This is a genomic window from Brumicola blandensis (assembly GCF_031846165.1).
GTDB lineage: Bacteria > Pseudomonadota > Gammaproteobacteria > Enterobacterales > Alteromonadaceae > Glaciecola > Glaciecola blandensis.
The window spans coordinates 173,962-196,076 of record NZ_JAVRIE010000003.1 but is presented as its reverse complement, the minus strand read 5'-3'; the positions used below and the strand labels follow the sequence as shown (position 1 = coordinate 196,076).

Genomic DNA, 22,115 nt, shown 5'->3' with positions numbered 1-22,115 from the left:
AATTGCTATTTAACGCACGATCCCGCGTTTTGAACTGGCAACAAAATCAGCCAATATCTTCACTTCTGCGTGAGTCTCTGCCATCTCGTTGAGTAAAGGTAATGCTTGGTCTGTGGTATTTCCATTTCGATAAATAACTTTGTAGGCGCGTTTTATCGCCATAATGCTATCTGAAGTGAAGCCTCTGCGTCGCAAGCCTTCGCTATTAATACCTTGGGGAATGTGCTTAATGCCGCTAACCATGACATATGGAGGAACATCTTTTAACACAATTGCGCCGCCGCCAGTAAAAGCGTGAGACCCGATGTGACAAAATTGGTGAACTGCTGTCATGCCGCCCAGAATCACTTGATTGCCGACGTGAACGTGGCCAGCTACAGTGCAGTTATTGGCAAAAATGTTGTCGTCACCTACCATGCAATCATGTGCAAGGTGAGTATTCACCATCAACAAGTTTCTGTTGCCTATTTTGGTGATACTTTGATCTTGCGTCGTACCGCGGTGGATAGTGCAAGATTCACGAAATACGTTATCGTCACCAATTTCTAGGTAGGTTGTTTCACCAGCATATTTTTTATCTTGGCAATCTTCACCGATAGAGCAAAACTGAAAGAACACGTTATTGCGACCGATTTTGGTATCGCCCTTTACAACAACATGGGATGTAAGGACACAATTGTCACCAATTTCGACATTTTCGCCTATGTAGCAAAACGGTCCAATTTGTACGTTCTTTCCGATTTTTGCAGATTCAGCTATCACTGATGAAGAATGGATCATATTACATATCTCTCATTGCACACATAAATTCAGAACTACACACTTCCTTGCCGTCTACTGTGGCAAGACCTGAAAACTTCCAGATACCTCGGCGTTCCTTGATGAGCTCAACTGTGTATTCAAGTTTGTCACCAGGTTCCACTGGGCGTTTGAAACGTGCCTTATCGATGCCTGCGTACAAATACAACTGGTCGCTATTGCCCATGGTTTTAAAACCAAGTACACCAGCAGCTTGAGCCAATCCCTCTAATATCATAACACCCGGGAAAATTGGTTGACCTGGGAAGTGCCCCATAAAACAAGGTTCGTTAAAGGTAATGTTTTTGTAGCCTTTAATCGATTTACCTAGTTCATAGTCTGTAATGCGATCAACAAGTAAAAATGGATACCTGTGAGGTAATAATTCCATAATTTCTTTTATATCGATGGTGTTGAGTGAGTTAGCCAAAATTTCTCCTTTACCGCAAAAAGGCATTTTTCGCCTCCATGCTGTCACTTTGTTGTATTGCCTGTCAAATAAGGCTTCATAAGATACGCTTTTAACCGACAAAAACAAATCAGACCAACACATTGGTTGGCCTGATAGGATGCAGTTTATTCGATTTGGTGAAAAACCAAGCGAATTACAGTCAGTATTACTGAGCTTTGTTAACTTGCTCTAGTACTTGCTCAGAAATATCAAACTCTGGCTTCACGAAAGGAGTCGTTCCGCGGTTAAGAACAACATCATATTCGCCGTCTGCAGCAATTTTATTAACAGCTTGCATTACCAAGCCGAACAATTTTCTTTGCTCTTCTTGTTCGCGACGTTGCATGTCTTGCTGTAATGGACCTGTCTTTTCTTGCAAGGTTTTTTGAAGCGCGATTATTTGATCTTCTAATGCTTTCTTCTCAGCGTCGCTCATCGTTGCGCTTTCGCGTTGAAACTTTTGCAACAAGAAGTTGTATTCTTCAGTTTGGCTATTCACTTCTTGGATCTGGTCTTTAAACTCACCAGTCACAAGTTGAGCTATTTCAGCATATTGAGGAAGTGAACGCACAATACCTTGTACATCAACAACACCGATCTTTTGTTCAGCAGCCTGAGCAGCAGTCGTTAACAATGCAGTGCTTAACATCGCACCAGCGATAAGTGTTTTAGTAAATGTTTTCAATGGAAACTCCTTAAGTCTGTTCCGTTTTCTTGCTGAACGTCTTAGCGCTCAGTTCTTATAATAGGGTTAAAATTTTGTTGTTAATATAATACTACTTTCAAAGCGCTTTAGAAAGTTGAGCCTATGTTGAAAGTAAAGAATTTAGGGTTGTCACCGTCTCGTGAATTAATTTCTTTCGAGAAACTAAACACTAACGGCCCCATCGGTGAAATCCATTGTACAGATAAACCTGCTGAACTTCTAAACTGCGTCCAATCGCTATAGTCACCCAGGGCTAGCGGTTGGCCTTCACCTGTGCGAGCAGTGAACTCTAAATCTTTATACAAATCGTAATCAAATTCAGTATCCCACACGTTACCTATATCAAAGAAAAATGATGTTCGTACTGAACTATCAAATTCAGTCTCGATGAACGGCGTCGGTACAATTAACTCTAAGCCACCGATTGCCATTGCGTTACCACCTAAACTGCGCGATGAAACAATAATGTTATCTTGGTCTGGGCCACCGAAAATAGGTGTACCTGAGGGAGTTTGACCAATAACGCTAGTGAACCTTTGTACACCACGCGGACCAACAGTATTGTCTTCAAAACCACGCAAGGTATCTGCACCACCGGCTGTGAAGTTTTCTGTAAACGGAAGAATTTGTTCTGTACCGTTTTTATCACCATAACCATTACCGTAGCCTAAACGAAGTCTTGCTAGTAATGACCAACGTTGATTTCGGCTAAGTGGAAAATAGAACTTGGTATCGGCGATTAGTTTGAAGTAGTTTACGTCTGAATTAGGCGTTGTAACGCTGATAGATGCTCTTTGAGAAGAACCATCAGTCGGGAACAAACCTCTATTCAAAGTAGAACGAGTCCAACTAGCAGAGGCCAAGAAGCTCTCGTACTTTATTGCCGAGTCTGGGTCATCAATACTTCTGAATTGGTCATAGAAGCGAGAAGTCTGTTCAAAACTCGTATTATCACTTGATAACTCGACGTTTGCGTAAGTTAGACCGAAACTGATTCGGTTTACTTCGTTAATAGGATAGCCAATATTAGCACCAATCTGATAACGCGTACTGTCGTACTGAACAACACCAAAGTCACCACCATCAAACTTACTGTAACCAAGTGAACCACCTAGACTAATACCGTCAATGGTGAAGTATGGGTCTGTGTAGCTTAGCTGAGCTGATTGTTGGTAAGAAACCGTATTTAAGTTAAGCGCGATACGTTTACCTGTACCCAAGAAGTTGTCTTGCTGAATACCAGCTTGTAGGCTCAATTTCGTGTTGTCACCGTAACCAATACCCGCTTGGAATGAACCTGATGCTTGTTCTTTTACTTTGAAGTCAACATCCACTTTATCGTCTTCACCTGGTACACGCGTTGTTTCAAATTCAACCGTTTCCATGTACGTAAGACGCGACAAAGATGCTTTCGAGCTCTCTAACAAAGGATCAGACAACCATGTTCCTTCCAACTGGCTTACGTTCTGACGTAATACTTCGTCAGACGTAATCACGTTACCTTCGAAGTTAATTCTGCGCACATAGATGCGCTTACCTGGGTCGACAGATAAGGCCAACTTTACTGTTTTGTCTTCGTCGTTAATGTCTGGAATTGTTGTTACTGTAGGGTAAGCGTATCCAAAGCGGCCCAGATACTTGCTAATGAACTCTTCTGTATAAGTCACCGTTGCTTGGTTGTATAGTTCACCGGTACGCAGCGGTAATACTTGACTTAGGAAGTTTTCGAAGCCGAGCAGGTCACCCACTAACTCCACTTCTGATACAGTATATTGCTCACCCTCGTTCACATTCATACCAATGTAAATACCATCTTTTTCAGGCGTCATCGATACCTGAGTTGAAGTGACTGCGAATCGCAAGTAACCGCGGTCTTTGTAGTAGCTAGTGAGATTTTCTAAATCACCCGCTAAGGTTTGTTGCTGATAACGTGTTTCAGACGTGAAGTCCCACCAAGGTGTATCAAACTTGAGTTCCATGATGTTGAATAATTCTTCATCATTAAAGATTTCATTACCAACGATATTGATTTGTTTAATTTTGGCGGCATCGCCTTCTTCGAACAATAACTTCAAATCAACACGATTACGTGGCAATGGAGTCACAATTGCCGACACGTCAGCATTGTATTTACCAATACTATAGAAGAAGTCTTTCAAACCGTTTTCAATCGAGGTAAGCACGGTTCTGTCAAGCGGCTCACCAATACGGATATTTGAACCTTCAAGGCTATCAGTCAATTGCTCGTCTTTAATATCGTCATTACCTTCGAATACAATATTACTGATAGTAGGTCGTTCAGCGACACGGACAATTAACACGCCGCCGTCACGCAGAATTTCGACTTTTTCAAAGTGAGTAGATGAATATAGTGAGCGAATTAATTGACTAACTCGGAAAGCGTTTAGCTCGTCTCCGACTTGCACCGGTAGGTAAGTTAACGCTGCACCTAAGGCAACACGTTGCAAACCTTCTACACGGATATCTTCAACAACAAATTCGGATTTACTTTGTGCAAATGATAAGGACGTAAATGCCATTAGGGCGACTAAAACTAACTGTTTACACTTCATTAACTGATATTCTTCCAAAACACGTTTTTTATAAAACTATTATTATGTAATGCGATTGATGTCGTTGAAAATGGCAGTAACCATTAGCAAGATTAACAACACGCCGCCTATCCTAAAACCTATTTCCTGAACTGACTCTGGGACAGGCTTGCCGGTAATCCATTCCACTGTAAAATACATTAAATGCCCGCCGTCGAGCATGGGTAATGGTAACAAATTTATAATGCCTAGATTAACACTGATCAGGGCTAAAAACCCTAAAAAAGCAATAATTCCATAACTTGCACTGATTCCAGCGCCCTGTGCAATAGAAATCGGGCCACTCAAATTTTTAACCGCAACATCTCCGGTCACAAATTTGCCTAACATTTGCACAGTTAAGGTCATTAAACGCCAAGTTTCTTTACTTCCATTGACTAAAGCCTCAAAAGGTCCAGATTGATAATTGAAGTAATGCGTCTCTGGGTAAGTCTCTTGACTTGGATAAATCCCTATAGACCCCGTTTTACCGTCTGGCGTATCACGTTCACCCAACACTAAATCAACGGTTCTAAGCTCTCCGTCTCGCAAGAACTCAACCGTCACTGCTTGATTAGCTTTCGCCGCAACGTAGTCCTGTATTTGTCCCCAATCTTCAATAAGAGTTCCATTTAGTTTCATTATTTCATCATTTTGTTGCAATCCCGCTTTCTGTGCGGGGCTATCAGGCACTAAATCTGAAATAACTTTCAACAACTTTGGACGGTAGACTTCAAAGCCGATGGACTCAAAAATGGATTGTTGGTCTGGATCATAATCCCAATTTGGCATTTTCATCTGATAACTGGCTGTTTTGCCCGTCGGTTTGATGACAGTGAAGGGAATGATGTCATCGCCAATATGCGACATCAGCTCAATATTAACTGACTTCCATGTGAGCGTCTCTTGCCCATCAATTTCGATAAAACGGTCGCCCTCTTCGGCACCTGTCGCCGCAATATAAGAATTAGCTTTTATCTCTCCAATGAAAGGTTTTGGTGTGTCTTGCCCAATCATAAACACCAACATGCTGATTAAAATTGCGAATAAAAAGTTAATGCCCGGCCCTGCGGCTACAATCGCAAAACGTTTCCAAACCGCTTGATGATCGAAGGATACAGCTCTGTCTTCTTCGCTAACGTCGTCAACACGACCGTCTAACATGCGCACGTAGCCACCTAACGGAATTGCCGCAATGACAAACTCCATGCCAGTGGATGTCACTTTTTTATAAATTGGCTTACCGAAACCGATGGAAAAACGCAGCACTTTTACACCGCACTTTCGGGCCACAATAAAGTGTCCCCATTCATGCACGGCAACTAACAAGCCTAGCGCAACAATAAACGCGCCTAAATTTCGAATAATTTCAAACACTACAAAAGTTTTCCTAAGATTGTATTGGCTATTCGTCTAGCCAAGCTATCATGTTCTATGACTTGAGCAATAGAGTCGAGTTCAATATATTCAAGCTGTTGCAGAGTTTCTTGGTTAATTCTAGCGATATCTAAGAAAGAAATCTTAGCATCTAAAAAGGCCTGCACTGCGACTTCATTTGCTGCGTTCAATACCGTCGTTGATGACTGACCTTGTTTACACGCGTCAATCGCTAAGTACAAATTAGGGTAACGTTGCTTTTCAGGCTTTGTGAAACTGAAATCGGCTAAGCTTGCAAAGTCTAGCGGCTCAACGCCAGACTCGATTCTTTCTGGAAAACTCAAACCGTAAGCGATCGGTGTGCGCATATCTGGGTTACCCAACTGTGCAATAACAGAACCATCAACATACTGCACCATGGAATGAATGGTGCTTTGTGGATGGATAACCACCTCGATATCACTTTCCTTCAAACCAAATAGCCACTTGGCCTCTATAAACTCCAATCCCTTATTCATCATTGATGCTGAATCAACTGAGATTTTGCGTCCCATTGTCCAATTTGGGTGAGCGCAGGCCTGATCAGGAGTGATGGACTCAAAAGTATCTAAATCTTTGGTTCTAAAAGGGCCGCCTGAGCCAGTTAACAATATTTTGGATATACCACTACGTTGTAGTTCTGCATATTCAAAATTAGCAGGTAAGCATTGGAAAATAGCATTATGCTCGCTATCAATCGGCAGTAGCTCAGCTTTATGCTCGCGCACTGCATTCATAAATAGTTCACCGGACATGACCAATGACTCTTTATTCGCTAACAACACACGTTTACCAGCTTTAACCGCTGCTAATGTTGGAAGTAAGCCTGCTGCACCTACGATAGCGGACATCACGGTATCAACTTCTGGCGCTGAGCTGACTTGCTCGAGTGCCTTGGCTCCAACTAAAATTTCAGAATGACAATTCGCCTCTGACATGAGGTCTTTTAATGCGGCATAGCTGCTTTCATTTGAAATAACAATATATCTAGCAGAACACGCGACTGCGGATGTCACTAGCAAGGGTAAATTGGCGTGTCCACTGATAGCGAACACACGAAAATCATGGGGATGTCTGGCGATCACATCCAGTGTATTTTGACCGATGGAACCAGTCGCACCAAGGACGGTAATAGTTTTCACAATAGCGACTCAGTACCTAATCCGTGTTTGATAGAAAAGCATGTACACAACCTAGGCCATCCAAACGACATAACAAAACGCGAATACTGGGAACGCTGCTGTAAGGCTATCAATGCGGTCCATGATACCACCATGACCAGGTAAGAGCTTGCCACTGTCTTTAATGCCAGCACAACGTTTAAACATACTTTCGTTTAAGTCCCCTAATGCAGAAACAGCTACGGTAATAACACCAATAACGATATGCAAGCCAATGCGTGAAGCTTCAAACTGATAGTGCAAGGCAGCAAATGCGATAATCGCTAAAGAAGCCATTACACCGCCAAGCAGGCCTTCAATACTTTTACCAGGGGAAACGTTAGGGCGTAATTTATGTTTACCAAATTTGACCCCTACGAAGAATGCACCGATGTCGGCAGCCCAAACAATACCAAGCACATAGAAAATGAGTGAAGCACCATAAAATGGATCGACTTCGTATAAATTCGTTCTGAGACTGATAACCGCTACCCATGTTGGGATGAGGGTAAGAATACCAAATGCTGCTCGGATGGGCACATTCTCTGTCCATGCTGAGCTATACTTTGGGTAAGTTAAAATCATACCTAAAGACACCGCCCACCAAACAGCAGCAATGCCCAATATAAACTTGTAAATACCGTTAAGTTCGCCTTGGTACCAGACTTGTTGGCCGTCGACAGCGAAAATGAGAATCGCGCAAATGAGCAGAATAAGGGTCATGAAAGTGGCTTTGGCAACTCTGCCATTGATGCCTGACATATTCGCCCATTCATAAGCGCCAAGTGCTACCACACCTGCAATGACTACTTTAAAGTGCTCCACTGGCAAAAATAGTATTGCGCAAATGGCTAAAGGGGCAAGTATGAGTGCAGTTATTATTCTTTGTTTTAACATTAACCCTGACCTTGATTTGCAGGGCTTACCTGCTCTCCAGTTTGTCCAAAGCGTCTTTGTCTCTGACAAAAATCAAAAACAGCTTCTTCAAACTTGCTTTCATTGAAATCGGGCCAAAGTGTCTCACAAAAATAGAACTCTGCATATGCGCATTGCCACAATAAGAAGTTGCTAACCCGATGGTCACCACCGGTACGGATCATCAAATCTAGAGGAGGAAGATCTGACATGCAGGTATACTGATGAAAGCGTTCCTCATCAATATCTTCAATATTGACCTTGCTTTCAGCGATATCCTCAGCCAACATCTTGGCAGCATTAACGATATCCCAACGACCACCATAGTTAGCGGCGATATTCAGGGTTAGGGATGAATTATTCTCTGTGAGAGTTTCTGCTTTACGGATTTTAGTGACTAGTTTTTCATCAAAGGCTGATAAATCACCGACCACTCTCAAGCGAATATTATTCTTATTCAGCTTTTTAACTTCACTCGATAATACGAGATTGAAAAGCTGCATCAGTATTTTCACTTCGTCTTTCGGACGCTTCCAGTTTTCGCTACTGAAGGCAAACAACGTGAGTGCTTTGATGCCATGTTTACGAGCATAGCGAACAGAACTGCGTACCGCTTCTACGCCCGCCTTATGGCCAAAAGTGCGCAACTTTCCTTGTTGTTGAGCCCAACGACCGTTGCCATCCATAATGATCGCAACGTGTTGAGGCATTGCATCTTCGGGGATAGAAGATGCATGCGAGGCACTATCAGAACTCAAATTTTATACTTCCATTAGTTCTTTTTCTTTATCCGCTAAGATACTGTCAATTTTCTTAATAAAATCGTTAGTAAGGGTCTGAATGTTTTCTTCAGAAGCGCGGCTTTGGTCTTCACTGATTTCTTTTTCTTTCAACAACTCTTTGATGTCACTGTTTGCATCACGACGCACATTTCGAACAGAGACTCGACCCTGTTCTGCTTCGCCTCGAACCACTTTGATGAGGTCTTTTCGACGCTCTTCAGTTAGCGGTGGCATTGGGATGCGAATCGTTGTGCCAGCGCTCATTGGGTTCAGGCCCAAATCAGATTGCATAATTGCTTTTTCAACAGCTTGGATAATGCTTTTATCGAAGACTGAAAGCGCGAGCGTTCTATTGTCTTCTGCAACGACGTTAGCAACCTGCTTCAAAGGGGTATTAGAACCGTAGTATGGCACCATAATATTGTCGAGTAGACTCGGGTGAGCACGACCAGTTCTAATTTTGCTTAGTTGGCCTTTCAAAGCAACAATGCTTTTTTCCATGCGTTGACTTGCGTCTAATTCAATTTCATCGATCACGACAGAATCCTTATTTTTCTATTTTTTCTGGATGACAAATAATTGTACCTTCATCCTCGCCTAAAACAACTCGCTTCAAACAACCCGGCTTATTCATATTGAACACACGAATTGGAATGTTGTGGTCACGTGCAAGTGTAAATGCGGAAAGGTCCATTACTTTTAATTCTTTTTCTAGCACTTCTTGATAACTAATGCGTTTCAAAAGCACTGCATCTGGGTTCTTAACTGGGTCTTCGCTGAAAACGCCATCAACTTTTGTTGCTTTAAGTACCGCATCAGCTTCAATTTCAATACCACGTAAACAAGCCGCTGAATCGGTAGTGAAGAAAGGGTTGCCCGTACCTGCTGAGAATATCACAACTCGGCCGGATTTGAGAAAACTAATGGCGTCTGCCCAGTTGTATGGGTCACAAACACCATTTAGTGGAATAGCAGACATCAATCGAGCATTAACGAACGCTCTATGTAGTGCATCACGCATAGCCAAACCGTTCATCACAGTCGCAAGCATACCCATGTGATCACCAACAACGCGGTTCATACCGGCCTTTGCAAGTCCTTCACCACGAAACAAGTTACCACCGCCGATCACAAGACCAACTTCCACACCAAGCTCTACTAGTTCTTTAATTTCAAGAGCCATACGGTCAAGCACTTTGGCGTCAATACCAAAATTCTCTTCGCCCATTAGGGCCTCACCGCTTAGTTTTAACAATATGCGTCGATACGCGGACTTTGGTGTAATACTCATTGTTTATCCTTTCAGTGTGACGTAATCAAAATGTGGCATTTTACAACTCTAAAGCACTCACGGCCTGCTGCCTTTGAGCCTTTGAGCCTTTGAGCCTTTTTAATAATGCTTTGAGGGAAGAACACTAAAAGCATTATTAAAAACAAACTCATTTGTTCATAAAAAAGCACCTCAATTGAGGTGCTTCGTAGTTTATCCGAGAATCGGTGATTGCAAAAGCAATCGAAGCACTTATTTCTTAGCTGCTTCCATTTGCGCAGCAACTTCTGCAGCAAAATCTTCTTCTTTCTTCTCGATACCTTCACCCACTTCAAAACGGATGAAGTTAATAACGTCTGCACCTTTAGATTTCAAAAGAGCTTCAACGCTTTGTGAAGGATCTTTGATGAAAGGCTGACCTGTTAGGCTGATTTCGCCAGTGAATTTCTTCATGCGGCCAGAAACCATTTTCTCAGCGATGTCAGCTGGCTTACCAGACTGAACAGCGATGTCGAGTTGAATTTCTTTTTCTTTCTCAACAACTTCAGCAGGAACATCAGTTGGCTTAACAAACTGAGGGCTTGCCGCTGCAACGTGCATAGCAATGTCTTTTGCTAGCTCTTCGTCACCACCTTCCAAAATTGCGATGACACCGATGCGACCACCGTGTACGTAGGCACCAAGATTTGAGCCTTCAACATTCACAACACGACGAGCACTGATGTTTTCACCAATTTTAGCAACTAGGTTGTCACGAACAGTCGCTACTGTAGAACCCTCTAACTCAGCCGCATTTAGTGCGTCCATGTCATTAATGTTATTTGCTGCTGCTACGTCAATTAATTTGTTACCAAAAGCAAGGAAACCTTCGTCACGTGCAACGAAATCAGTTTCACAGTTAACTTCCATCATAGTAGCTTTGCCACCTTCGACTTTAGTTAAGATAACGCCTTCAGCTGCAATACGACCTGCTTTTTTAGCCGCTTTTGCTTGACCTGATTTGCGCATATTTTCAATCGCTAGCTCGATATCACCATCGGTTTCAACCAATGCTTTTTTGCAATCTAGCATGCCAGCGCCAGTGCGCTCGCGTAATTCTTTAACCAGTGCTGCAGTCACTGCCATTTTCTTGTCCTCAAAAATATAAATATTTAGAAAAGGGGGCAATCGCCCCCTTTGATTTGCTAAGTTTTATTACTTACTCTGCGGCTTCTACGAAGTCGTCTTTTTCAGCTGCAACAGCAACGTCTTGATTACGACCTTCATTGATCGCATCAGCAGCGGCAGTTGTGTAAAGCTGAACTGCACGGATAGCATCATCATTACCAGGAATGATGTAATCTACGCCGTCAGGGTTTGAGTTAGTATCAACTACACCCACAACTGGAATACCCAAGTTGCGAGCTTCAGTTACAGCAATGTGCTCGTGATCAGCATCAATAACAAAGATCACGTCTGGAAGACCGCCCATGTTTTTGATACCACCTAAGCTACCTTCTAGCTTAGTCATTTCGCGCTGAAGCATAAGAACTTCTTTCTTAGTTAGCTTGTCGAAAGTACCGTCAGATGCTTGAGCTTCTAAATCTTTAAGACGCTTGATTGATTGACGAACTGTTTTCCAGTTAGTCAACATTCCGCCCAACCAACGCTTGTTTACGTAGAATTGACCAGATTTTTCAGCAGCTTCTTTTACCGCTTCGCTTGCTGCACGCTTAGTACCAACAAACAAAACTTTACCTTTCTTATTAGAAACGCTTGAAAGATAGTTCAAGGCTTCATTAAATAAAGGAACAGTTTTTTCTAAGTTGATGATGTGAACTCTGTTACGAGCACCAAAAATGAATTGAGCCATTTTTGGGTTCCAGTAGCGAGTTTGGTGACCGAAGTGTACGCCAGCTTGTAGCATGTCACGCATTGATACGTTTGCCATTATATATTTTCCTATTTAGGGGTTAGGCCTCCATATACCCCTTTTCTCGATCCAAAGCCTTGAATAATCAATACTTTAGACACCCCGAGAGCAGTGTCGGTATATGTGTGTTTTAAGTTAATTTATACTGTATTACAGAGACACGTTTTTCAACATTCTCAAACAGCGCGCGCTTTATACCATTTTACCGCTATCCAATCAACTTTTTCGAACAGAAAACTCCTATATCTCACCCATCCATGGGACGCTTGGCAATCGGCATCCTGCCGATTGATAGCCCATTGATAACCCAACATCCCAAAAGCACTAACAGCCTACAGCCTTTACCTAAATAAAAGACGCTTCAAGCCCATCCATGGGACACTTGGCAATCGGCGTCCTGCCGATTGCTAGCCCATTGATAACCCAACATCCCAAAAGCACTAACAGCCTACAGCCTTTACCTAAATAAAAGACGCTTCAAAGTGTAAACGTTTATTCACTTATATTTCATGAAGGGACCTCAAAAGCGCCAAGCTCGAGATAGATGTCGAGTGACAAGCGGCCCATGATGGGCTTGAAGCGCCTTTCAAAGTGTAAACGTTTGTTCACTTATATTTCATGAAATGTAGCATCAAGCCGATGCTCACAGTGAAAATTTATTAGATATATAAAAGTGGGCATAGTGTCGAAACTTCTATCTTGGTATACTTGTGCGCGTAGCGGAATTCATAAACGAGGTTTGTCTTGGCTGGAACAATTAAAACACCAGAAGAAATGGAAAAAATGCGTGTCGCGGGTAAGCTCGCTTCAGAGGTCCTGATGATGATAGGACAGCATGTAAAGAAAGGAGTCACCACAGGTGAACTGGATAAGATCTGTCACGATTATATCGTGAATGAGCAGAAAGCTATCCCTGCGCCTTTGAACTATGGTAATCCCCCGTTTCCAAAATCCATATGTACATCGGTTAATCACGTGATTTGTCACGGCATTCCTGGTGATAAGAAGCTAAAAGACGGCGACATTGTCAATATTGATGTGACCGTTATTAAAGATGGTTATCATGGCGACACATCGAAAATGTTTGTCGTTGGCAAACCATCTATCCTTGCTGAACGCTTAATTAAAGTGACACAAGAGTGTCTGTACAACGCAATTAAAATTGTTAAACCTGGTATTCGTCTAGGTGACATCGGTCATGCTTGTCAGGTACACGCTGAATCACATAATTATTCAATCGTGCGTGAGTATTGCGGTCACGGTATCGGTGCCGTTTTCCACGAAGATCCACAGATTGTTCACTATGGTAAACCAGGTACTGGCGATGTAATCGAGGCAGGCATGTGTTTTACTATAGAGCCGATGGTAAATGCGGGAAAACGTCATTCAAAAATACTGCCTGATAACTGGACAGTAGTAACCAAAGATAGAAGCTTAAGTGCACAATGGGAGCATACCCTACTGGTTACTGAAACAGGCGTTGAAATCCTGACTTTACGAGAAGAAGAAAATATACCAAGAGTGATTAATCACTAAGCAATACTGGACACCTAACATTGCACTGACGACAGAATCAGTACTGGAAAATTGGAATAAATAAGGAGTCCTCGTGCCTATACAAGCACAAATTGCTGATTTGCAGAAAATCACCGATGTTAACGATATCGGTGCGTTCAAAGCTGCGGTACAAAAGAATTATGAGTGGTTAGAGGCATCATTTAACGAAGCTTTGGTAGACCACTTGGTTGTTGCGCGCGCTGATTTTACCGATGCGCTTCTTTGTCATGCTTGGCAATTGTTAGGCTTGAACAAAGAAAGTAAGCTGGCTTTGTGTGCTGTCGGTGGCTATGGTCGTGGGCAACTACAGCCATATTCAGATATCGATTTACTGATCCTCAGTGAGAAACAAATCAGTAAACCGGTAGAAGAAAAAATCGGGTCGTTTATCACCCTGCTCTGGGATATCAAACTAGAGATTGGTCAATCCGTTCGTACCGTAAAAGAAACAGTTCAGTTGGCCAAATCTGACATTACCATTGCGACCAATCTCGTCGAAGCAAGAATCTTATGCGGTTGTGATGCGACATTCACACAGCTTATCGACAAAGTGAATACCCAAAAAGTATGGTCGAGTAAGGATTTCTTCCTCGCCAAGCTAGAAGAGCAACAAACCAGACATCGTAAGTTCAACGACACATCTTATAATCTCGAACCCAATATCAAAGAGAATCCTGGGTGTTTACGAGATATCCAATCGATTGGCTGGGTAGCGAAAAAGCACTTTCAAGAATACGATGGGATGACCCTAATCGGACATGGCTATTTCACAGAAATCGAGCATGCTGAGCTTATCGAGTGTCGGTCTCACCTTTGGAAAATTCGTTTTGCCTTGCACTTAATAGCAGGCCGAAGCGAAAACAGGCTTTTGTTCGACTATCAGACCGATATCGCTCAATTGCTCGGTTATGGCGAAGGTAAGTCATCAGTAGAACAAATGATGAAGGCCTTCTTTAGGATCGTGAGGCGGGTTTCTGAGCTCAATAGCATGCTTCTCTTGCGTTTCAAGGACGATGTTCTGGGTCAAAAAACTAAAAATGAAATTCAACTGAATGACAAGTTTGCGCTCAAAGATGGCTTAATTTCTCCTATACACGCAGATACCTTCTTCAAACCTGCAGATATTCTCGACTTCCTAAATCTCTTTTGTCATCACGACAATATTGAAGGACTAGATGCTGACTGTATCAGACAAGTTCGCAACGCACGTCGTAAATTCCAAGACCAGTATTATCATGAGATACATGAGTGCAGAGAGCGCTTCGTTAATCTGATGAAACAACCGTCGTTTTTTGGCCTCGGTTGGGACACCATGTATAAGTACGGTATTTTACAATCGTATCTACCGGAGTGGGACAAAATTGTTGGTATGATGCAATTCGACTTGTTCCATGCCTACACAGTTGATGAACACACCCACCGACTGGTAAAGCACGTTTGTCGATACTTCGTGAGCGAAAAGGCCTTCCCCCGGTGCCATCGTATCGTCAAGAACCTTGATAAGCCTGAAATCATTTTTATTGCTGCTATCTTTCACGATATCGCAAAAGGCAGAGGCGGTGATCATTCGACCTTAGGCGCGGTAGACGTAATGAGGTTTTGTGAGCAGCATGATATACCCAAAGACGATGCCCAGATTATTGCATGGTTGGTCGAAAACCACCTATTAATGTCGGTTGTTGCGCAGCGACGAGATATTTATGATCCCGATGTGATCAACCAATTCGCTACAACAGTGAAAAGCCATGATCAATTAAATCTGCTTTACGCACTCACCTTAGCTGACATTAGAGCAACAAATGACAACCTGTGGAACGATTGGAAAGCGTCACTACTAAGGGAGCTATATTTGCTCACTCAACAAGCGTTCGACAATGGTCTAGAGTGTCAAATCACCCTAGATCAACGGATTGCAGCGCATAAAACTGCAGCAGCAACTATCCTACAATCTAAGGGTATAGATGAGGAAAAAGCAGCAGTTTTTTGGGACCAAATGAAGAAAGACTATTTCGCTCGTTTCAAGCCAAATCAAATTGCGTGGCACACAGAAACGATCGTGGGAGCGGGCTCTCTTGCGCCTGAGGAGATTATTGTTAGTGCCAGTAATAAGACCTCAAAAGCAGGTACTGAGTTACTGATATACTGTAGCGACCGCCCTGCACTATTCGCACAAATTGCTTCTGTATTAGACAGCAGAAATTGCTCTATCCACGACGCTCAAATAGCAGTCACTGATAAGGGCAATGTGTTCGACAGTATGATCATATTGGATCAAGACGCCCAGCGCATTAGCTCTGAGTCTCACGTAAACAATTTAGTTGATGCAGTACGCTCGCAGTTGATGAAGCCGGGACGCTCTCACGCCAACAAGCGTAAGATGTCTCGCCAAATGAAGCAATTAGATGTAAAAACGAAAGTACGCTTTTATTCTTCCACCGAAGACGCCACTTTGGTAGAGCTTGAAGCATTAGATGCGCCAGGCTTATTAGCCAAAATTGGCCACTTATTTGTTGACCTCAACTTAACCTTGAAACTCGCAAAAATCACGACCATAGGTGAACGAGCGGAAGATGTTTTTATCGTTTCAAATGAGGAAGGCAAAGCGCTAAGCCAAGACCAAGAAATTATTCTTAAAAAACAATTAACTTTAAAATTAGACCAACCAGAAGTGAATCCAGCAATATGAACAAACTACAAACAATTATCGAAAACGCATTTGATACTCGCGATAGCTTTACAGCAGAAACTGTCAGCGCTGAAGTTAGACAAGCAGTAACTGATAGCGTTGAACTACTCAACTCTGGTGAAGCACGTGTTGCTGAAAAAGTAGATGGAAAATGGCAAGTAAACGACTGGTTGAAGAAAGCAGTATTGTTGTACTTTAAACTACATGACAACGTGCTAGTAGAAGGTGCAGAAACCAACTATTACGACAAAGTACCTCTTAAATTTACTGACTACACGGCAGCAAGATTTGCAAAAGAAGGCATGCGCGTCGTGCCACCAGCCGCTGTTCGCACCGGATCTTATATTGGTCGCAACGTTGTCGTCATGCCATCATACGTAAACATTGGTGCCTACGTGGATGACGGTACAATGGTAGACACGTGGGTAACAGTCGGCTCGTGCGCACAAATAGGTAAGAACGTGCATTTATCAGGTGGTGTTGGCATCGGCGGCGTACTTGAACCCCTTCAAGCTAACCCAACGATTATAGAAGATAACTGCTTCATCGGTGCACGCTCTGAAATTGTAGAAGGTGTTGTGGTTGAAGAAGGCGCTGTCATTTCTATGGGTGTTTACATCAGTCAAAGTACTCGTATCTACGATAGAGAAACCGGTGAAATCACTTATGGACGTGTGCCTGCAGGTGCAGTTGTTGTGTCAGGTAGTTTACCAAGCAAATGTGGTACACACAGCCTTTACGCAGCAATCATCGTGAAACGAGTTGATGCTAAAACTAGAGCGAAAGTGGGTATCAACGACATTTTGCGCGGCGCTGAATAACTAACTAAAAAGGGGTCAGAGTTAATTTCTTTCCTCTCTTCTAGATCTAAACAGGCCCTCACTAATATAAACACGCTTTACGGCATCCTGCCCGCTCCCAAACGGCATCCATGCCGTTTGAAGGTTTATATTAGTGAGGGCCTGCTCAGATCAAGAGAGGAAAGAAATTAACTCTGACCCCTTTTTTGCTATGTCTGCTTAGTCCGCTAGTTTAGACGCTAAACCTTCGAGCCATGGCACAACATCGTCTTCTGCAGCTAAGGTTTCAATGGCGTCTACTTCCAACATGTCGGCGACGGGTTTGCCTTGAAGCTCCAATAAGAGTTCTTGGAATTGACGACCACCGCCACAAAAACTATCGCCATAACTACTATCACCAAGCGCGGCAACAGCGAATGGTTTGTTATTCATCAGAGGGAACTCTGTACGCAAATCGCTATAAAACATCTCTAAGTTTGGAGGAACATCACCTTGTCCTGTAGTAGAAGTGATTACAACAACAGCATCAGCATCTGCAAAATCGGATGTTTCCGGATCCGAGAACACTTCAGCCTCAATCCCTTTTCCTTCAAACATGCTAAGTGCTTCTTCAGCCACATGTTGTGCATTACCATAAACTGAACCAGCAAAAATGCTTATCCTGCGCATACTTCAACTCTCCTCGACTTTATTCGTGTTTTTTTCAATTACAGACCTCAATATCGGGATTATTACTCTTCCGACCAAGGCATTGCAAAGTTATAAGGGATAATGGGGACAAATTGTTCAAATTCATCATTTATTTTAGTGAATGTTTGTTTACGGCTTAAAACGGTTAACTAGCGCTTGCATACTATCTTCAAACTCCGTTGCCACTAACATTGGCCTATTCTCGATAGGATGCAAAAAGGCCAATTTAGTCGCGCACAATGCTAGGTTTGAAAACTGAAGATGCTCGCGAGCAAATCTATTTTGCTTACCGTCACCATGTGTTGTGTCGCCAATAATGGGGTGCCGGATGTGGGCCATGTGGCGTCTTAGTTGATGTTTTCTTCCCGTTTTTGGTGTCAGCTTCACCAAAGAAAACCGAGCTTGCTCATAGCGTCCGACGGGTTCATTTACTGTCAGCTCAGCAAGTTTCACCATATCCGTCACCGCTTCTTGAGCAGGTTTATCCTTCTTTGCTTGTTTATCAGCGATTTTATCTAGCTTTTCTTTCAGAGCGTAATCAATATGCACCGTCTCTGGCGCAAATCCTCTAACGACGGCATGATATTCCTTTTCAATCGTATGCGCTTCGAACTGTTTAGCCAATTGAGTGGCAACTTCAGATGATAGCGCGAACAACAAAACGCCTGACGTAGGTTTGTCCAGCCGATGCACTGGGTATACATATTGCCCTATTTGATCCCGCAATAACTTCATCAAGAATACTGTTTCGTGACGGTCAATCATACTCTTGTGTACCAGCATATTAGCTGGCTTATGCACAACGACAATATGTTCATCTTGGAATAAAATGTTCAGCAAAAGTGTCTGTTTCCGTAATTGATTTTTATTTACCTTTCATACATTGGTACAAGCTAGATATCTTGATACAATGCGCGCGCTGAAAGTATGCTATCCGCCCATTTTAAAGTAGATGAACTATGACTGCACAGACAATTAACACCATACGTGAATTTTTACTTCAAGCAGGTACAGAGTATCGCGTTTATGATATGGGTCGTGGCATCGAAAAATTAGATAACCAAACCTTTGTCGACCTTGAAAATAATTTGATGCCCGTGCCTTGTCCTCGCGCTGGTCAGGCTTGGTTTGGCGTGGTTTTCTGGAACAAGCAACTAAGCCATGAACAATACATATGGTTTGTGAAGATTCCAATCGACGAACGTTCATTATTATCACAAGCTGCGCGCAATCAGTTTTTAGAAGCTGTTGTCACCGCCTTAGGAAATAACCTAGAAAGGACCAAGGAAACAGGTGCCCAACTTCCTGATAACCCATATATTTTTACGCCATCACAACAACAACTCGCAGATTTTAATGCGCTAATCCGTAAAGAACTTTTACTATCTGCTCGTTTAGGCCTAAGTAAAGCTGTCGCCTACCTAAAAGCGCCCTCAGTTTTGCCGTGGGAAGAGCTTGCCTTGCAAGATATTGCAGACTTAGCAGTGCATATTGAACGCAAAGATATTGAACAAGCCCTACATAATAATTTAGATAAACTACCTTTCCAGGTCCTTACTGCACTTTGCAGTAGTTTTGAGAATATTCGCATTGATGCAGCATTGACTGACAGGCTCATTCAACTATTTGAGAATGCGGAGTTTGCTGAAATACAACACATGGTGCTACGAGGTCTAAAAAACAGTATTGCAAGGGATCTTGTCAAACAGTTCTTACATGAACTGATCGCCCAAGGCGAACCTGATGTGGAATGCTTAGTGATAATTGCTGGGCGACACTTTAGGCAACTCTCAGATGACAGCCTGTTAGTCGATTATTTAGTAAAGGTTATTGAAAGCGATCCTGCCCTTCAGTTATTCAGAGGGATATATACGGATTTAGTGCAGGTTCCCGAAACACGCTTTGCCTTGCTTAGCCTTATGCGTAGAAATGATCTACCAGAACCATTAGCGCAAGCCATAGCCACGCTATATGAAAACGCGAGTATGCTGAAGAGTGCAAGTTAATGACCTTAAGCTCCTTAGTTATCTTGCTCAGTATTTCTTGGATAGCCTTCCAGTTTTGGCGCTTACGAGGTATGGCTGAGTTCAGTATGGCTCATGCAAAACGTTACTGTGACCAACATGACCTTCAGTTCCTATCATTAGCGAGGCGTTCTACACGCATTTCAACATTCAGAGGGAAGCTAGACTGGAAAGTCGTTTATCAACTGGAATTCAGTAGTAATCATGAAGACGCGTACATCGGTACGATGACCAGTTTTGGAAACCGAGTAATCGAAATGAACCTACCTGTTTATAAGATTGATTAAGACTCGATTTACACATCACTTCAACGCAATACATTCAACGATACAAAAACATAATTTCAAGAAAAACCTTTAATTTCCTATAGCTTACAACAAAAGTGCAAATTTTTGCGACGTTTGTACAATATTTTTTATCGCTGTATCAGGTAGTGTAGGAGAATGATTTCAGTAAATTTCAGCTAAGGAAAAATCAATGAAATTCAATCGCCTACTTGTCACTGCCTGTGTCACAATCGCTCTTTCTGCCTGCCAAACGACTGACAACACAAGTTCTGCGTTTTTGAGTGATGAGTACTCTCAAAAGTCCTCTCAACAAATAACGTTTACCAAAAACCTCAGTGAGTATATCGCTAATCAAAACGTAGATTCAGTTACCCGGCAGATTACAGCCAAAGGCGTGAACTATCTCGAGCGCGGCGATTACACTAAAGCGTCCGAGTATTTTAACTCAGCGCTCCGTTTGGATTTGACAAATTCGTACGTTCAATTCATGAATGCAATTACCTATCATTTACAAGCCATTCAGGGAGATGCGGAGAAATTTGAGCTAGCCGAGCAGGGTTACAATATGGCCTTAAGATTTGATGAGTCAAATTGGTTGGCAAAGTATTACCTGGGGTTATCACAATTAGATAAGCGCAATTTCAAGCAAGCGCAGAAGCACTTAATGGAAGCGGCAATGATGAACAATGCCGATCCTGAAATACTATATGACTTGGCCAGAAGTGCTTACTATGCGCAAGACCCTGTTATTGCGCATAGTGCAATTGAAAAATTAATCAAGGAATTCCCCGAAGAAGCGAATACTCCACGAACGTTGCGCGCAGCAGCCATCACTAACGCAGCATTGGGCCAGGACAAAACCGCGCAGGTTTATTTGTCTGATTATCGCAAGTACTCCAGTGATATTCATGCAAGTCAGCTAAGCAACAGGTTATCTTCATGGGACCAGGTTTACACTGCGCAATCCTCTGACTATCGAGGTTCTGGTCTCACCAAAGTTGCTCAACAAGATACGCTTATACCTGGAGCATCACCTAGCCGTAAGGCAAAAATGAATGAAAACAATGAAGGCTTTGATAGTGACATGGTTGTTGTGGATGTTGTTATTATACGTACACAAGAGGATGTCAGCACAACCAAAGGTTTTAACATATTATCTGGACTGCAACTTCAGTTTGGTGACCCTCTTTCCAACACACCAGGGTTTGCTTACGACAGGCTCAAAACGTTTGGTGATTCAGGTTCCGACTCAAGCGCAATTACGCAGCTAATTTCTATGCCAAGTGTGAATTATTCATTGAATATATTTAACACCTTAGCTGGTCGCAATGAAATATTAGCTCGCCCTTCTCTAGTGGCTCTACAAGGAAAAACTTCGGAGTTCTTTTCAGGTGTAGATGTTGTAGCAGCAGCCGTATCTGGAGGAGATGGCTCAGCCGTTTCAATCAGTAAAGAAATTGGTGTGAAGCTAGCAGTAAAGCCCGAGTTCTTAGAGGGTGATAGAGTCCGTTTAGAAGTTGAAGCGGAACGTACCTTCTTAACTACACCCAGTAGCTCAGTAGTTTTTGAATTTAGGTTAGACACATCGAAAACGACAGTGAATGCCAATGTTGTAATGAAATTTGGGGAAACCTTGGTGCTCAGTGGATTATCAGAAGAGGAAAGTGAAGAATCAAGAGATAGCGTGCCTTTCCTTGGCGATATTCCCGGCCTTCAATACTTCTTTGCCAAACAAGGTACGAGAGAATTTAGAAAATCAGTCATCATTCTACTCACACCTAGAAGAACCCACTATGTTAATAGAGATGAAGGCGACATATTAGCTGCGCAGGCCCAGTTGAGTGACTTTGAGCAAACAGTGCGGGCATATGAAAATCGTTTCCAAAACTACTTTATGCCCAGGTCTACTATCTCAGATGTCTTAACCATGGCCAATAAAAACCGCTTATTTACCGACTTTAAAACAGGCGATTTTGAACTGGAAAGTTGGCACCGCAGAGATACGCACAGCGACAGATTGAAGCACGCCTTAGACTTTTTATTTTATTAGAATAACAGTACAGAAGTAGT

Annotated in this window: 20 protein-coding genes; 6 read left to right on the top strand and 14 right to left on the bottom strand. The window is 42.6% G+C overall.

The window, feature by feature from the left end:
* Positions 1-9: 9 nt before the first annotated feature.
* From lpxA to rpsB, 12 genes are all read right to left on the bottom strand, one after another.
* Positions 10-780 (bottom strand): acyl-ACP--UDP-N-acetylglucosamine O-acyltransferase, encoded by a 771-nt coding sequence (lpxA, locus tag RM544_RS09310; protein ID WP_311361518.1) that lies wholly within the window; start codon positions 778-780, stop codon positions 10-12.
* Position 781: 1 nt separating this feature from the next.
* Entirely contained in the window at positions 782-1,228 is a 447-nt protein-coding gene (gene fabZ / locus RM544_RS09305; RefSeq protein WP_311361517.1) for a 3-hydroxyacyl-ACP dehydratase FabZ, read from the bottom strand.
* 187 nt (positions 1,229-1,415) lie between these two features.
* Positions 1,416-1,934: an OmpH/Skp family outer membrane protein gene (locus tag RM544_RS09300; protein ID WP_311361516.1), complete on the bottom strand. Its 519-nt coding sequence runs from the start codon at positions 1,932-1,934 to the stop codon at positions 1,416-1,418.
* A 107-nt stretch (positions 1,935-2,041) separates the two neighbouring features.
* Complete coding sequence (gene bamA / locus RM544_RS09295; protein ID WP_311361515.1) at positions 2,042-4,528, bottom strand: outer membrane protein assembly factor BamA; 2,487 nt, start codon at positions 4,526-4,528, stop codon at positions 2,042-2,044.
* 42 nt (positions 4,529-4,570) lie between these two features.
* The gene (gene rseP / locus RM544_RS09290; RefSeq protein ID WP_311361514.1) at positions 4,571-5,923 is read right to left on the bottom strand and encodes a sigma E protease regulator RseP; all 1,353 of its coding nucleotides are present in this window, start codon (positions 5,921-5,923) and stop codon (positions 4,571-4,573) included.
* On the bottom strand, positions 5,923-7,104 hold the full coding sequence (ispC, locus tag RM544_RS09285) for a 1-deoxy-D-xylulose-5-phosphate reductoisomerase (protein ID WP_311361513.1): 1,182 nt from the start codon (positions 7,102-7,104) through the stop codon (positions 5,923-5,925). The genes rseP and ispC overlap by 1 nt, the downstream gene beginning before the upstream one ends.
* A 51-nt stretch (positions 7,105-7,155) precedes the next feature.
* On the bottom strand, positions 7,156-8,019 hold the full coding sequence (locus RM544_RS09280) for a phosphatidate cytidylyltransferase (RefSeq protein WP_311361512.1): 864 nt from the start codon (positions 8,017-8,019) through the stop codon (positions 7,156-7,158).
* The gene (gene uppS / locus RM544_RS09275; protein WP_409220067.1) at positions 8,019-8,747 is read right to left on the bottom strand and encodes a polyprenyl diphosphate synthase; all 729 of its coding nucleotides are present in this window, start codon (positions 8,745-8,747) and stop codon (positions 8,019-8,021) included. The genes RM544_RS09280 and uppS overlap by 1 nt, the downstream gene beginning before the upstream one ends.
* A gap of 51 nt (positions 8,748-8,798) precedes the next feature.
* Positions 8,799-9,356 (bottom strand): ribosome recycling factor, encoded by a 558-nt coding sequence (gene frr / locus RM544_RS09270; protein ID WP_311361510.1) that lies wholly within the window; start codon positions 9,354-9,356, stop codon positions 8,799-8,801.
* A gap of 10 nt (positions 9,357-9,366) precedes the next feature.
* On the bottom strand, positions 9,367-10,110 hold the full coding sequence (pyrH, locus tag RM544_RS09265; RefSeq protein ID WP_311361509.1) for a UMP kinase: 744 nt from the start codon (positions 10,108-10,110) through the stop codon (positions 9,367-9,369).
* A gap of 231 nt (positions 10,111-10,341) precedes the next feature.
* Positions 10,342-11,214, bottom strand: coding sequence for a translation elongation factor Ts (gene tsf / locus RM544_RS09260; protein ID WP_311361508.1), 873 nt, complete (start codon positions 11,212-11,214; stop codon positions 10,342-10,344).
* A 73-nt stretch (positions 11,215-11,287) separates the two neighbouring features.
* Positions 11,288-12,019 (bottom strand): 30S ribosomal protein S2, encoded by a 732-nt coding sequence (gene rpsB, locus RM544_RS09255; protein ID WP_311361507.1) that lies wholly within the window; start codon positions 12,017-12,019, stop codon positions 11,288-11,290.
* A gap of 726 nt (positions 12,020-12,745) precedes the next feature.
* On the opposite strand from rpsB, the gene map reads away from it, so the two are divergent.
* The 3 genes from map to dapD all read left to right on the top strand — a co-directional run bounded on the left by map (position 12,746) and on the right by dapD (position 17,065).
* Complete coding sequence (gene map, locus RM544_RS09250; protein ID WP_311361506.1) at positions 12,746-13,537, top strand: type I methionyl aminopeptidase; 792 nt, start codon at positions 12,746-12,748, stop codon at positions 13,535-13,537.
* 73 nt (positions 13,538-13,610) lie between these two features.
* On the top strand, positions 13,611-16,244 hold the full coding sequence (glnD, locus tag RM544_RS09245; protein WP_311361505.1) for a [protein-PII] uridylyltransferase: 2,634 nt from the start codon (positions 13,611-13,613) through the stop codon (positions 16,242-16,244).
* A complete protein-coding gene (gene dapD, locus RM544_RS09240; RefSeq protein ID WP_311361504.1) occupies positions 16,241-17,065 on the top strand; it encodes a 2,3,4,5-tetrahydropyridine-2,6-dicarboxylate N-succinyltransferase in 825 nt (274 codons plus the stop codon). Before glnD ends, dapD begins: the two co-directional genes overlap by 4 nt.
* A gap of 198 nt (positions 17,066-17,263) precedes the next feature.
* Here the strand turns inward: dapD and RM544_RS09235 are convergent, their stop codons facing one another.
* Both RM544_RS09235 and truC read right to left on the bottom strand, forming a co-directional pair.
* Entirely contained in the window at positions 17,264-17,713 is a 450-nt protein-coding gene (locus RM544_RS09235; protein ID WP_311361503.1) for a flavodoxin domain-containing protein, read from the bottom strand.
* A gap of 150 nt (positions 17,714-17,863) precedes the next feature.
* Positions 17,864-18,574: a tRNA pseudouridine(65) synthase TruC gene (gene truC / locus RM544_RS09230; RefSeq protein ID WP_311361502.1), complete on the bottom strand. Its 711-nt coding sequence runs from the start codon at positions 18,572-18,574 to the stop codon at positions 17,864-17,866.
* 119 nt (positions 18,575-18,693) lie between these two features.
* Here truC and RM544_RS09225 point away from each other — a divergent pair, with 119 nt between their 5' ends.
* From RM544_RS09225 to RM544_RS09215, 3 genes are all read left to right on the top strand, one after another.
* On the top strand, positions 18,694-19,740 hold the full coding sequence (locus RM544_RS09225; RefSeq protein ID WP_311361501.1) for a DUF3549 family protein: 1,047 nt from the start codon (positions 18,694-18,696) through the stop codon (positions 19,738-19,740).
* Entirely contained in the window at positions 19,740-20,045 is a 306-nt protein-coding gene (locus RM544_RS09220; RefSeq protein ID WP_311361500.1) for a DUF3301 domain-containing protein, read from the top strand. The genes RM544_RS09225 and RM544_RS09220 overlap by 1 nt, the downstream gene beginning before the upstream one ends.
* A 190-nt stretch (positions 20,046-20,235) precedes the next feature.
* Entirely contained in the window at positions 20,236-22,095 is a 1,860-nt protein-coding gene (locus RM544_RS09215; RefSeq protein WP_311361499.1) for a hypothetical protein, read from the top strand.
* The last annotated feature ends 20 nt before the right edge of the window (positions 22,096-22,115 follow it).